General features: G+C 38.8%; 12 protein-coding genes. 11 read left to right on the forward strand and 1 reads right to left on the reverse strand.

All coding sequences use genetic code 11. The features are described 5' to 3' along the window. Window positions 1-18 precede the first annotated feature (18 nt). The 3 genes from BMY66_RS09650 to BMY66_RS09660 are packed head-to-tail and all read left to right on the forward strand — an operon-like array spanning window position 19 to window position 4,080. Entirely contained in the window at window positions 19-1,623 is a 1,605-nt protein-coding gene (locus BMY66_RS09650) for a response regulator transcription factor (protein WP_090394992.1), read from the forward strand. After that, complete coding sequence (locus tag BMY66_RS09655; RefSeq protein ID WP_242942702.1) at window positions 1,620-3,068, forward strand: sensor histidine kinase; 1,449 nt, start codon at window positions 1,620-1,622, stop codon at window positions 3,066-3,068. The genes BMY66_RS09650 and BMY66_RS09655 overlap by 4 nt, the downstream gene beginning before the upstream one ends. Continuing rightward, window positions 3,061-4,080 carry an ABC transporter substrate-binding protein gene (locus tag BMY66_RS09660; protein WP_090394993.1) on the forward strand — a complete coding sequence of 340 codons (1,020 nt, stop codon included), beginning with the start codon at window positions 3,061-3,063 and terminating at the stop codon, window positions 4,078-4,080. Before BMY66_RS09655 ends, BMY66_RS09660 begins: the two co-directional genes overlap by 8 nt. On the opposite strand, the gene BMY66_RS09665 is transcribed toward BMY66_RS09660, so the two are convergent. Further along, window positions 4,077-5,045, reverse strand: a complete 969-nt coding sequence (locus BMY66_RS09665; RefSeq protein ID WP_090394994.1) for a GntR family transcriptional regulator — start codon at window positions 5,043-5,045, stop codon at window positions 4,077-4,079. The two genes, BMY66_RS09660 and BMY66_RS09665, sit on opposite strands and share 4 nt — an antisense overlap. Before the next feature lie 347 nt (window positions 5,046-5,392). Here BMY66_RS09665 and BMY66_RS09675 point away from each other — a divergent pair, with 347 nt between their 5' ends. From BMY66_RS09675 to BMY66_RS09710, 8 genes are all read left to right on the forward strand, one after another. After that, entirely contained in the window at window positions 5,393-6,502 is a 1,110-nt protein-coding gene (locus BMY66_RS09675; RefSeq protein ID WP_044935707.1) for an ABC transporter substrate-binding protein, read from the forward strand. 76 nt (window positions 6,503-6,578) lie between these two features. Next, entirely contained in the window at window positions 6,579-8,093 is a 1,515-nt protein-coding gene (locus BMY66_RS09680; protein ID WP_090394996.1) for a sugar ABC transporter ATP-binding protein, read from the forward strand. Continuing rightward, a complete protein-coding gene (locus BMY66_RS09685; RefSeq protein WP_044935713.1) occupies window positions 8,093-9,139 on the forward strand; it encodes an ABC transporter permease in 1,047 nt (348 codons plus the stop codon). Before BMY66_RS09680 ends, BMY66_RS09685 begins: the two co-directional genes overlap by 1 nt. Continuing rightward, entirely contained in the window at window positions 9,139-10,170 is a 1,032-nt protein-coding gene (locus tag BMY66_RS09690; RefSeq protein ID WP_044935715.1) for an ABC transporter permease subunit, read from the forward strand. The genes BMY66_RS09685 and BMY66_RS09690 overlap by 1 nt, the downstream gene beginning before the upstream one ends. A gap of 151 nt (window positions 10,171-10,321) precedes the next feature. Continuing rightward, complete coding sequence (locus tag BMY66_RS09695) at window positions 10,322-11,611, forward strand: diguanylate cyclase domain-containing protein (protein WP_090394997.1); 1,290 nt, start codon at window positions 10,322-10,324, stop codon at window positions 11,609-11,611. 501 nt (window positions 11,612-12,112) lie between these two features. Beyond that, on the forward strand, window positions 12,113-12,475 hold the full coding sequence (locus tag BMY66_RS09700) for a VOC family protein (protein WP_044935718.1): 363 nt from the start codon (window positions 12,113-12,115) through the stop codon (window positions 12,473-12,475). A 99-nt stretch (window positions 12,476-12,574) separates the two neighbouring features. Next, window positions 12,575-12,754 carry a hypothetical protein gene (locus BMY66_RS09705; RefSeq protein WP_044935721.1) on the forward strand — a complete coding sequence of 60 codons (180 nt, stop codon included), beginning with the start codon at window positions 12,575-12,577 and terminating at the stop codon, window positions 12,752-12,754. 157 nt (window positions 12,755-12,911) lie between these two features. Next, window positions 12,912-14,444: an alanine/glycine:cation symporter family protein gene (locus BMY66_RS09710; RefSeq protein WP_090394998.1), complete on the forward strand. Its 1,533-nt coding sequence runs from the start codon at window positions 12,912-12,914 to the stop codon at window positions 14,442-14,444. The last annotated feature ends 48 nt before the right edge of the window (window positions 14,445-14,492 follow it).

Below are 14,492 nucleotides of genomic sequence, written 5' to 3' on the forward strand. Positions count from 1 at the left end.
TAGGGGATATGGGGAATAATGTATAGTGTTTTTTTAGTTGAGGATGAGATTGTCATTCGAGACGGATTAAAGGCCAGCTTCCCATGGGAGCAATATGGCTTTGCATATGTTGGTGATGCCGCCGATGGGGAGGTGGCATTACCTCTTATTAGACAGACAAAGCCTGATGTGTTAATCACAGACATCAGGATGCCTTTCATGGACGGAATCTCTCTGTCCAAAATGATCAAAAAGGAACTTCCTAATACAAGAATCATTATCATCAGTGGTTTCGATGATTTTTCTTATGCCCAGGAGGCAATCAGCATTGGCGTAGATAATTATCTTTTAAAGCCTATCACAAAGGATAAGCTTGGGGATGTAATGAATGATGCCAAATCAAAGCTTGATAAGGAAAATGAACGAGACAAATATCTAGATCAATTCAAAGCAGAAAGTCAGGAATACGAACAGTTCGCCAGAGTCAGATTTTTTAATCAGCTGGTTAGTGGAACTATGTCCGTATCTGAGGTTTATGAGAAGTCAGAGGAGCTTGGTCTTTCTCTAGATACTACTCATTACAACCTTGTTCTTTTGGATTTTACCCCAATGACAGGAATGCATACAGCACCAGTGTATTCAAAGCACATGGCTCGTTTGTCAGAACAGCTGATGCAGTATCTAAAATGCTGTCCAGAATACATTGTGTTCCATTGGAATATGGATACCTATGCAATCATTGTTAAGGGCGATGAATCCACAATCGAAAGCAATACTACTAATTTAATAGAAAATATCAATCGTAGATGTATGGTCTACGATGATGAGATACATTGGTATTTGGCACAAAGTGGTGTGATAACCAGACTGTCAGAGTTTGCAAAGGCCTGTCAGCAGGCAAACAAAAGACTCAGCTGTCGCTTTATCAATCCGGATGGTCATATTTTCACAGAGCAGGATGTGGAAGCTATGCGCACATTTGGTGAGGATAGTGCTAATACAATTGACCAGCGTCTTGTTATGCTTTTTTTGGAAAATGCAGGTGAGTCAGAGATAGATGATTTCCTTGATAACATAGTAAATCAGCAGACGAAAAGTGCATTGAGCTCTAGCATATTCTGCAAATATTTTGCAATGACCATGTATATGTGTGTCTGTGATTATCTGAAAAAGCTTGGTGTGGATTCAGATAATGTTTTGGATTCCAGCACAAGAGGAAACTTGGAAAAGGTTACAAGCGACTCAGTTTTGAATGTTGTTTCAGATATGTTTAGAGCTGCCATTGCAAAGAGAAAGGATTTGGTAGGAAACCAGTCAAAGTCACAGCTTTCTGCAGCAATCAATTATGTGAACGAGCATTATTGCGATTCAAGCTTGAGCTTAAATGAGGTGGCAAAGGAAATAAATATTTCACCTAGCTACCTGTCTGCAATGTTCTCAAGAGAAAATAAAACTACCTTTGTTGAATACATTACATCAAAGCGCATGGAGCATGCCAAGGAATTGCTTTTAAATACAAAGGAGAAGACCTCTGCAGTTGCGGAAAAGGTGGGCTATAAGGACCCACATTACTTTAGCTATATTTTCAAGAAAACTTATGGAATTAGCCCTAAGGAATTCAGAGCGAAAGGGCAGGGAGTATGAGTGTTGAAGTGACAAACAAAAAACAAAAGCCTTCTATGAGCGTTATGCTTCGAAGGTTAATAGTGGTGATTTTTGTACCTATGAGTATCGTAATTGCGGTACTCATAGGTCTCTTATGTTGGAATGCTTTTCAATACAGAACAATTCTTCATAATGTTACAGCTGCGTCTGCATTCAACCAGGATTTCAAAAGTGATGTAGATTTAAAGATGTTCTATTACGTTAGTGATAGTGCCTATGCCGATGGAAAGCCAACAGAAGAGGTTGAAAAAGCCAGGGAGTTGGCGGAGCGGCTTTTGGAGCAAACCACAGAAAAAGATAGTATTGATTCCATAGAGTCGGTGCGAGATTTGTGCATAACCCTGGAAACTAGAATGGAAGAAGTGGATAATGCTGAGACCTATGATGAGGGAATGACTCAGCTGGAAAACAATATCTATATTCTGACTGATTTGATTCAGACCTATATGTACGATTACCTGTATTATGAATCGGTTCATCTTAGTGAGCTTCAGGAAGAGATTACCACACAGGTTGAGTATATTCTTATTGGAACAGTTGCGGTGTTTGTAATAGTGGTGTTTCTGATTATCTTCTACGTTGCGAAGACTACAGAAGCCATCACTTCACCTCTCACAAAGTTAGCAGGCCGAGTGAACGATATTACAAATGGAGATTTCGAACCAAAGACTCCTGTTGATGCCGCTCAGGCAGAGATACAAACTTTGTCAGATGGTTTCGAGGAGATGGTTGGGAAGCTCAACACTCTTATTCAGGAAAATAAGAGAGCTGAGAGAAGAAAACGACATGCGGAACTTGAGCTTTTACAGGCTCAGATTAATCCACATTTTTTGTACAACACTTTGGATACAATCATCTGGTTAATTGAGGCTGACAAAAAAGAAGAGAGTATAAAGATGGTTAGCGATCTTTCTGATTTCTTCCGTTTCTGCTTAAGCCGAGGGAAGGATATTATTTCCCTTCAAGAGGAGGAAAAGCATGTCCTCAGCTATTTGGCAATTCAGAAAACCAGATATCAGGATAGAATGGATTATCAGGTAAACATTCCTGAAAGTCTTTATGGGTATTCAGTACCGAAGCTTACACTTCAGCCACTTGTTGAAAACAGTATTTATCATGGCATAAAGCTTCAGCGTGAAAAGGGATCAATCAAAGTTGAAGCGGTGGATTTGGATGACAGAATTGAGCTTGTAGTAAAGGACAATGGTGCGGGCATGACCGAAGAACGATTGCAGGAGATGAGGGCCGCAATCGTAAATGGGGAAAAGATAGGATTTGGTCTGCGCACAGTTCATGAGCGAATGCAGCTTTTGTTTGGTGAGGAATATGGTCTTACAATTTCCAGCACCGAGGGAGTTGGAACCACAATCACTGTAGTGATTCCAAAGCAGAAGCATGACGAGAAGGGGATAATCAATGTTTAGGAAAAAGAGGGTTTTAAGCTTTATATTGGCTTGTATAGTTCTGGCCACATTTATCAGTTGCGGAGACTCAAAAAAGAGTGAAGTGACAGAAGAGGAAAGCTCCGATTTGATTGTGGTAGGCTTTTCTCAGCCAGGAGCTGAATCAGCATGGCGAGTAGCACTTACTGATTCAGTTAAGGAAGCTTTTTCTGAGTCGAAGGGGTACAAGCTGATATACAAGGATGGCCAGTCAAAACAGGATAATCAGATTCGAGATATTCGTACCTTTATTCAGCAGGGTGTGGACTACATCATCCTTAGCCCTATAGTTGAAACTGGCTGGGATACTGTTTTATCGGAAGCCAAGCAGGCAGGGATTCCTGTAATAATTTGCGATAGAAACGTCAATGTTTCTAATGAAGCATTGTACACAGCTTTTGTGGGTTCTGATTTTAAATCTCAGGGAGAGGCAGCCGTTTCTTATCTGGAAAAGATGTACGATTCTGATGGAGATGGTGTGACCGAGGATTTAAATATTGTTCACATTCAGGGAACTTTGGAATCATCGGCTCAACTGGGTAGGTCAAAGGCTTTGTCAAAAGCTATGGAGGAGCATAGCAATTGGAACATCGTAGCAGAAGACTGCGGTGAATTTACAAAAGCTAAAGCTAGAGAAATAATGGAAAATACATTGGAAGAAGTGGATGCCAGTGACATAGATGTGCTCTATTGTGAAAATGATGAAGAGGCAATGGGGGCCATTGCAGCACTTAATGAAGCTGGAGTGAAGTACGGTGTAGGAAGTAAAATCACTGTGGTTTCATTTGATGCCACAAGAAATGCATTGGAACTTTGTATGAACGGACAGATAAATTTTGTAGTGGAATGCAATCCTCTGCAGGGCCCATATCTGTACAATATAGTAAACATGTTAAATCAGGGAAAGACAGTTCCTAAAATAACTTATGTTGATGAGAATACGTTTACACCTGATGAATTAACAGAGGACTACATTCAAAATAGAAAATATTAATTAGCTTTAAATGGAATGGTGACAGATTTGCTGTTGCCATTCTTTTTTATTTCCATGATTGCATTGGCACACTCCTTACCCAAAGATTTGGATGGGGTTAAGCTTGATGTGAAAATAGGAAATGTGCCATCGCCGGTGATGTTAGGATCGTCCACATAAACAGCCGATACTGTATCATACGCATATTTCAAAAAACGATTAATTCCGGCATTGGTACGAGAGTTAACACCCTGAGGATCATGGTAGTTACAAAAATGAAAACTATTATCCATTATTTCAAGATTGGCGTCACGGATGGCGTCAGTAAATCCGGAGAAGGCCTGGATGGAAGAGTAGTTGTCATTAACAAAAATTCCGCCAAGCTTTTTGTGGCCACGATTAATAAGATGACGAGCCATTTGGTAGCCGCGGCCATAATTATCTGTAGAGATAATTACAGGATTATAAATAGCCGAAGGTGCAGTATCAATGAAAACAATAGGAAGCTGGCGTTTGCATTGAAACTGGAGCAAATCAACATTAGTTGATGGAAAATTGGAACGGGCCATCATAATAATAAGCCCTGCATAAATATCGTTCATAAGTAGCTGAAGGTACTGACGTTCCAGCTGATAGCTGTTTTGGGTGCTATGGAACTCCACCTCAAAACCGTTTTTCATTAGCATAGAACTAATATCAGAAAAAACATCAGTGAAAACCGCATCCTTATTGTTTGGCAACAGCACCATTACGGTTTTACTTTTTGAATTATCGCTTTTGGCGATTACCGTATTTCCGCTACCCCAATGTTTATCGATGATACCCTGCTCTACAAGCAAATCCAAAGCTTGCCTTACCGTGGAACGACTAACCTTGTATTCTTTTGCTAATTCTACCTCAGTAGGAAGCTTTGAGCCGATAGGGTATTTATTTTCCAGTATGTCATTGTTTAATTTATTTTTTAATGAAATATATTTTGGAATCATAAAATTTCACCTTTAATCATAAGAGTTTCCACGTTATCTATAAAAATTCTAACATATGTCAGTGAAAATTGGTATGAAATTTATCAATAGTGAAAACATACCAATCATAAATTTTCCACATTTCTTTCAAAAAAATTTCACGGTGAAAACGAATATAGGGGAAATGTTTGTGAATTGGTATGGGAAATATCAAAAAGAAGAATATTGGTACTATCGCATTCTTAGAAAGCCTTGAAATTAGGGTGATTTTATTGTTGCATTTTTTAGCCTTTGCTAAATTAATTATAGAAAATAAAAAACAACCAGGAATAAGGGGCCTGGTAAGGAGAAGGAAGGAGAAAAACCTTATGAAAAAAAGAATAGTAGCAGGAATGCTCGTAAGCCTTATGGCTGCATCAATGGTAGCTTGTGGTGGCGCATCAGACACAGCTTCAACAGATACATCATCTGACACAGCTGCAGCTGAGACAACAGAGGATGCTGGAAGTGATGATGCAGCAGCAAGCGGTGATTTAATCACAGTTGGATTCGCACAGGTTGGTCATGAGTCAGATTGGCGTACAGCTTCAACAAACTCAGTACAGGCTGCATTCTCAGAGGAGAATGGATATGACCTCCAGTTCGTTGATTGCGATAATGACTCAGCAACACAGATCGAAGCAGTTCGTCAGTTCATCCAGGATGATGTTGATTACATCGTAATCGATCCTATCGTTTCAACAGGTTGGGACACAGTTCTTACAGAGTGTGAGGATGCTGGTATTCCAGTAATCGTTATCGATAGAACAATTGATGATTCAGACAAGTATGTTTCATGGGTTGGTTCAGAATTCATGAACGAAGGTCTTGCAGCTGGTACATGGTTAAAGGATTACGCTGAGGCTAAGGGCATTTCAGACCTCAACATCCTTGTAATCGAAGGTTCTAATGGTTCATCTGCTCAGATCGGACGTACAGATGGATTCAAGAAGATCGCTGATGCTGAAGGTTGGACAATCCTTGATTCACAGGATGGTGACTTCACACAGGATGGTGGACAGCAGGTTATGGAATCATACTGCAAGTCTTATGAAGGCAAGTTCAACGTTGTTGTTTGCCAGAACGATAACGAAGCATTTGGTGCTATGGATGCTATGAAGGCAGCTGGTGTTTCTTATGGTGTAGACAAAGACGTTATCCTTATTTCTTTCGACGCTTGCAAGGCAGGTCTTGAGTATGTAGAGTCAGGCGATATCAATGCAGACTTCATGTGCTACCCACTTCAGGGTGAGTATTGTGCAGACATCGTTCAGCAGCTTGAGTCTGGTGCAACAGTTGCAAAGCAGACATTCATGACAGAGCCATGGTACGTTGCTGAGGATATCCTTTCAAGCATCACATACACAAACAATGCAGGTGAGGAAGTTACTGAAGATCTTGTAGTTGTAACAGACGCAGCATCACAGGCATCTTACTAAATCGTATTAATATGTAATGCAAATAGGGGAAGGGCAATTCCTTCCCCTTTATTTTAAAAGGAAAGGTTGAAGAATTATGGATGAAAATTTGTTGATCACAATGCGAGATATCTCTAAGTCCTTTCCCGGAGTTAAAGCTTTGGATCATGCTCAATTTACCCTGAGAAAGGGTGAAATACATGCACTGATGGGAGAAAATGGTGCGGGAAAATCAACACTGATTAAGGTGTTGACTGGTGTATATTCTCTTGACGCAGGTGAAATCCACGTTGCTGGAGTTGATGGACCTGTAATTAATCATTCAACATTAGAAGCCCAGGAAAAGGGCATTGCAACAGTTTATCAAGAAGTAAACCTCTGTCCAAACCTCACTGTTGCAGAAAACTTATTTATCGGCCGTGAGCCAAAAACAAAAATAGGAACCATCGATTGGCGAACAATGAATAAGAGAGCCAAGGAAATAATGGATGGTTTGGAAATTAATATTGATGTAACTATTGCTCTTGAAAATTATTCTCTTGCAATCCAGCAGATGATAGCTATTGCAAGAGCTGTAGATATGGACTGTAAGGTTCTAATCCTTGATGAGCCAACATCATCACTTGATGATAACGAAGTAGAAAAGCTCTTTAAGGTAATGCGTGACTTGAAAGCAAAGGGAGTTGGAATAATATTTGTAACTCATTTCTTGGAGCAGGTATATGAGGTATGCGATACTATCACTGTTCTCAGAAATGGCGAGTTTGCAGGAGAGTACACAGTTGAGGAGATGCCACGTGTCAAGCTTGTAGCGGCAATGCTTGGTAAGGATTTTGATGATTTGGCATCTATCAAAAAGGAAGGGGCAGAACACACATCTGATGAAGTTGTTGTGGAAGCCAAAGGCCTTAGCCATAAGGGAACAATCAAACCATTTGATTTTGAAATTAAGAAAGGTGAGGTTGTTGGTGTTACAGGACTTTTGGGATCTGGTCGTTCAGAAATGGTTCGTTGCATCTACGGTGCTGATAAAGCTCAAACTGGTACTCTGAAAATGAAAGGCAAAAATCTTAATGTAAAAGAACCTCTTGATGCTATCAAAGCAGGCATGGGATATTTGCCAGATGATAGAAAGGCTGACGGCTGTATAGGCGACCTTTCAGTAAGGGAGAATATAATTCTTGCCCTTCAGGCTAGAAACGGAATGTTCAAAAAGATTCCTGTTTCAAAACAAAATGAACTTGCAGACAAGTTTATCGACATGCTTCAAATCAAGACAGCATCTCGTGAAACTCCTATTAATCAATTGTCAGGTGGTAATCAACAAAAGGTTATCCTTGCAAGATGGTTATGCACACATCCTGATTTCTTAATTTTGGATGAGCCAACCAGAGGTATTGATATTGGAACAAAGACAGAGTTCCAGAAGTTGGCTTTGAAATTTGCGGAAGAAGAGGGAATGAGCATTGTATTTATTTCCTCTGAAATTGAAGAAATGCTTCGTACATGCTCAAGAATGTACGTAATGCGCGATGGCGCCCAGGTTGGAGAAATTACTGAAAATCTTAACCAAGAAACAGTCATGGCAGCCATAGCAGGAGGTGCAGAATAATGGAAAACTTTAAGAAATTAACAAAACAACCACTATTCCTACCAATCTTCTGTATGATTTTGGTTTTGCTTATCAACTTGATTAAGAGCCCTGCATTCTTTTCAATCAAGATACAGGATGGTGTTTTGTTTGGACGTTTAATCGATATTTTGAACCGTGGTTCAGAAATCGCAATCCTTGCAGTAGGACAGACACTTGTAGTTGCAGTTTCAGCAGGTACTGATATTTCCGTTGGTTCAGTAATGTCATTATCAGCATGTAGCTGCTGTATGTTACTTGCAGGCTACGGCAACAACTCAGTAAACGAGCTGATGGTTCCAATGGGAATCGGAATGCTTTTTGGTGTACTTATGGGTGGTGTCTGCGGTGCAATGAACGGTGCTTTGGTATCAAAGTTAAAGATACAACCAATGGTCGCAACCTTGATTTTATTTACGGCGGCACGAGCAATCGGTTTGTTACTTTGCAACAACCAGATTACGTATATACGATATGAGCCTTACAAATATTTAGGTAACTTCCTACCGGGATGCCCAATACCTACACCAGTATTTGTGGCAGCATTAGTAATCATAATAGTAACTATTCTTTTAAAGAAAACGGCACTTGGACTTTATATCCAGTCGGTTGGTATCAACAGCAGAGCTGCTAGAATTTCTGGTATCAACTCAGATGTAATTTGCTTTATCTGCTACCTTGTTTGTGGTATCTGTGCTGGTATCGCAGGTATTGTAGCTTCATCAAGAATCTACTCAGCAGATTCAAACAACATTGGTCTTAACTACGAATTGGATGCCATCCTTGCAGTAGCACTTGGTGGCAACTCACTTGGTGGTGGTAAATTCAACCTTGCTGGCTCAATCATTGGTGCTTACACAATCCAGGCAATTACAACAACACTTCTTGCTATGGGTGTTTCAACAGATAAGGCTCCAGTGTTTAAGGCTATCATCGTTATCATAATCGTAGTAGTGCAGGCTCCTGCATTCAAAGCCTACATGGCAGCAAGAAAGGCCCAGAAGGCTCACATAAAGGAGGCAGCATAATGAAGACGAGAAGAAAATTAGATCCAAATACAGTTTTAATATTTATCACAATCGGCCTCTTCATATTTATGTATATCGTAGGCTGCCTGATTTATCAGGATAAAGGTTTTGGAAACTTACAGACATTCCTAAATATCCTTATCAACAATGCCGGTCTTATCTGCGTAACCTGCGGAATGACATGTGTTATGTTGACAGGCGGAATTGATATTTCAGTTGGTTCAGTTATCGCCATGGACTGTATGTTACTTGTTTATGGCATGACAGAATGGCACATGGGGGCTGTTCCAATGGTAATTCTTGTTCTTGTAATTGGCCTTGTATTTGGCGCAGTTCAGGGATTCTTAGTTGGATATTTAGAGATACAGCCATTCATTGTAACCATGGCGGGTATGTTCTTTGGAAGAGGTATGACAGCAGTTATCTGCTCTGGTCAGATTTCTATTACAGAAGCTGACAACCCAGTATTCTATGCTTGGGCAAATTCAAAAATCAATCTTCCAGAGTTCCTTGGAAAGGTTAACAAGCATGGTAAGGTAGTTGTTCCTTACATGAGACCAACAGTTGTTATTGCCCTTGTTGTACTTGTAATTATCTTCTTGATGTTAAAGTACACAAAGTTTGGTCGTAACCTTTACGCTGTTGGTGGTAACCAGACATCAGCAACAATGATGGGCTTGAATGTTAAAAAGACAAGAATGCTTTCACATATTCTGTCATCATTCCTTTGCTCAATCGGTGGTATTCTCTACTGCTTGAATACAATGTCAGGTTCAGTAAACCAGGCAAAGGGTCTTGAAATGGATGCTATTGCATCAGCCGTTATCGGTGGAACACTTCTTACAGGTGGTGTAGGAAACGTAATCGGTTCACTATTCGGTGTTCTCATCAACGGTACAATTACAGTACTAGTTAATACAAACGGAAAGCTCCTTTCTAGTTGGGCAAACATAGCAACGGCAGCACTCCTTTGTATTTTCATAATCCTTCAGTCGGTATTTGCCTTAGTTAAGGCACGCCGCAATAAGTAACTTTCTTTTTCTAACAAAATCCTTCAACATGGAAAAGGCGGGTGCGTTCTGTGCCTGCTTTTTTCATGTTTATTCACTGTTATTTCATATTATTTCCCCTGAAAATGAAGTATTATATATTTGACAATGATGTTTTTTAGAGGAGAAAAACATGGCTAAAAGTGATTTTAAAGATAGTTTAAAAAAGCAGATGCTTACTATGACGTTAGTTCCTGTAGTATTGCTTACTGTGGCAATTATTGTGACAAGCGTAAGTATTGTAAGAGCGTCAATCACTAATCAGATTGAGGATGAATTAATTCATGATGCAGAATTGATAGGCTTTGTTTTTGATGATTTTTATGTTGGCGATTATAGAATAGAAGAAACAGGCGAAGAAGGGGAAATAGAGATTTATAAGGGCGAACAAAAGCTTAATGGTGAGGATACCCTTATAGCAACTATGTCGGATTTCCTTGATATTGATGTATCTATATTTATAGAAGACACACGAATACTTACAACTCTTAAGGATGAAGATGGAAACAGTGCCATGGGCACAAAGGCTGCAGCGGTTGTTAAAAACGAAGTTTTGAAAACTGGTGAAAGTGTATTCTATGATAATGTGGTTGTATATGATAAGAAGAGCTTTGCATACTATACAGTCTTAAAGGATGAAAAAGATGAAGTCATTGGTATGATTGCTGTATGTCGTTCAGCGGAAGATGTTCAAGAAGAGGTCTTCAAATATGTACTTCCTATTATTGCTATATGTGTAGTGGTTGCAGTATTCTTTGGATTCATTATGGTCCATGAAGGAAATAAGCTGGCAGGTAGAATTTTCAAAATGGACAAATACATGAACCGCCTTGCCAATGGTGAATTTGATTTTGAAATGCCACGAGAACTCATAATAAAAGATGATGAGATAAAGCATCTGGCTACAGATGGTAAGAGAATGGCAGGCTCATTAAAGAAGCTTGTAGAATATGATGCTCTTACTGAGCTCAACAATCGTCGCTCAGCTGATAAGAAGTTGGAAGAAATCAGAGTGAAGGCAGTAGAAATGGGAAATAAGTATTGCGTCTGTATTTCAGATATCGATTTCTTTAAAAAGGTTAACGACACCTATGGCCATGAAATTGGTGATGTGATTCTTAAATCAGTAGCAGACAAACTGAAGGCCGGCATGGTAGGTAAAGGCTTTTCAGCTCGCTGGGGTGGTGAGGAATTCCTTCTCATTTTTGAGAACCGGGAGCTGGATATCGCCAGAAGAGAGCTTTCCATGATTATGGATGAGGTTCGCACTATTTATATTCCAGACACAGATCGCCAAATCACTATGAGCTTTGGACTTACTGCTCTTGTCCCAGGTGAAACCACAGATGAAACATTAAAGCGCGCCGATGACAACCTATATGAAGCCAAGGAAACTGGGCGTAATCAGATTATATGTAGGTAGTGAGGGGCTTTGTTTAAGTGTAGAATGTTGATTTTGGTTACTTACTTTACAGCTTTGACTCAGCTAGTGGAGTTTTTGGGGAGCTTTGTTAAGTGGGAATTATAAAATCCTGAGTTTCACTTAAAATTGAAGAGTTGGGTTAAGTGAAATAAGTAATTTTTGATTTTTCACTTAAAAAATCAGTGTAATTGCCTAAAAGTATTTAGACAAGTTAAGTGATATATGTAATGCTGAAAATAAACTTAACAAAAAGTTAAGTGTGAAATGAGATTCTTATTTTTCACTTAAGTGACTAAATAATTTTAGGAAAAAATATAAGTGAAAATAATTTTTTTAAAAAATAAACTTAACCAGTAGTGTGAGTTTTAAGTTTAAATTTTAACTTTTACAAATTCACTTAACAATTTGGGCCCAAGTAGCAGTAGTTGGTTAAGTGATATTTTAAAACAAGAAAATAAACTTAACTGCAATATATTAAATGTAAAAAGGGTGCTATATATTATGAAACTAAGGAATGTACTCATAGTAGTAAAAGACATAGAAGCTTCAAAGAAGTATTATCATGATTTGTTTGGACTGGATATGCTTCTAGATAATGATGGAAACATGATTCTGACAGAAGGCTTGGTTCTTCAGGATGAGAAGATATGGAACAGTTTTATTAATAAGGATATAGTTCATAGAAATAATTCCTGTGAATTATATTTTGAAGAAAGGGATATTGAGGCTTTTATTGAAAAGCTGGAAAAGTTGTATCCTGATACTATATATGTTAACGAGCTGATGACACATAGCTGGGGACAAAAGGTTGTGCGTTTCTATGATCTAGATGGCAATTTGATTGAGGTTGGCACGCCAATGTAAACAATTCTAACATAGACTTGACTCTAATTAGAAACCGTGATAAGCTAACTGAGTTTTTGAAAAAAGTGTGAAATTTGTAATGAAAGGAAGAAGGTTAGCATGAGAATTAGAGATTTTATTGAAGAGTTAAGTCAGTATGATCAGGATATTGAGCTTGTAATAGATGTAGATGGAACTTTTGTTACTCCATCAGTTAATAGAGAAGTTGTTCATTTTAAGCATGATTTCTCGGGAATCGCATTTAAGGATGAGGCAATTGTTCTCGCAAAGCGTAAATAGTATATGGGTGAATTCAGGGTCTGGCGAAAGCTAGACCTTTTTGTGTATATAGATAGAAGACATAATAAAGAGATTATTTATTAATTGAGGGTATAAGATTTTTATATTGTTGTAGAGAGATAAAAAAGATATTATGTAATTATAGGGAGGATAAATGATGGAAACAATTTTAAATATCATTACCACTGTCTGTGGCAAAATACAGGTAGTGTCCGATTTATTCTGGGATTTCCCAACAAATTTTGAATGGTATGCCAACATACCTATTCTGGGCAACTTTTCACTGGCGATTATTCTTTTGATTGGTTCAGGAATCTATTTTTCAATCAGACTAAAGTTTATTCAGGTTAGAAAGTTTAAGAGAGGAATAGAAGTTTTAAAGACTAGCAAGGCAAAGACTGGTATTTCACCACTTGCTGCTTTCTTCCTTTCAACAGCTATGCGAGTAGGACCTGGAAATATCCTTGGTGTTACAGGCGCAGTATCAGTAGGTGGCCCTGGTGCACTTCTTTGGATGTGGATTTCTGCATTTTTTGGAATGGCTACAGCATTTGTAGAGTCTACACTTTCTCAGATTTTCAAAGAGAGAAAAGATGATGAATATGTAGGTGGTATGGCCTTCTATGGACGCAGACTTATAAAGAATTCTGCAATAGTTGGTGTTGTGTTATCACTTATGTACATTATATATGCATTGCTTTGCTTCCCAGCACAGGGATTTAACACAGTCTCTGCAATGGGCCAGATAGCAAGCATCGTTAGTGGACAGGAGCTTCCAACCACACATGCTGTATATTGGATTGGCTTTGTAATTGTTATCATTGCAACTATCTCAGTTTCATTTGGTGGAACAAAAAAGATTTCAAAGGTTACTGATGTACTTGTTCCAATCATGGCAATTGTTTATGTGTTAACTGTTGTAATACTTATTGTCATCAACTTTACAAGAATTCCATGGTTCTTCTACGCAGTATTTACAGAGGCATTCAAGCCAGAAGCAGTTTTCGGTGGAGCATTTGGAATCGCTCTTATGCAGGGCGTAAAGCGTGGTCTTATGTCTAATGAGGCAGGTCAAGGTACAATCACAATGCCAGCAGCTGCTTCAGATGCAAAGCATCCATGTGACCAGGGCTGTGTTCAGGCAATAGGAGTTTTCCTTGATACAATTGTTATCTGTACACTTACAGGCTTTGTTGTAATCATGGGTCGTGTATGGCTCACAGATGCAGGTGAAGCATGGTTCGAGCTTGGCAAGCTTCCAAAGTATCTTGCCTCAGCAGCAGAGCTTACACCAGGCACAGCATTTAATGTAGTAGTAACCTTACTTATTTCACTTTGTTTTGGACTTTTTGCGTTCACATGTTTGTTAGGCTTCATGTCTTTCTCAGAAATCTGTGCAAACAGAATCAGCAGAAGCAAGGTGTTTATAAATGTTATTCGTATACTCGATATAATAGTTATCTGCTTTGGTATGCTTACATCAATCGTAGGAATGGACTTAGGTGCCCTTTGGGATTTATCAGATTTCGCAAACATTCTGATCGCATACTGCAACATTCCACTTTTATACATCGGATTTAAGTATGTTAAAAAAGCTCAGTTGCATTATGAAAAAGAAGATGGCACACCATTTACATCAGATGTTGTTGGCATTGATGTAAAGGTTTGGGATGAGAAAGCAAAACAATAGAACATATTTTATGTAAAAGGTACATTAAAAAAGGCTGGTCAATTTGAC

Origin of the sequence: Pseudobutyrivibrio sp. C4 (assembly GCF_900111635.1) — a bacterium.
GTDB classification, from domain to species: domain Bacteria; phylum Bacillota; class Clostridia; order Lachnospirales; family Lachnospiraceae; genus Pseudobutyrivibrio; species Pseudobutyrivibrio ruminis.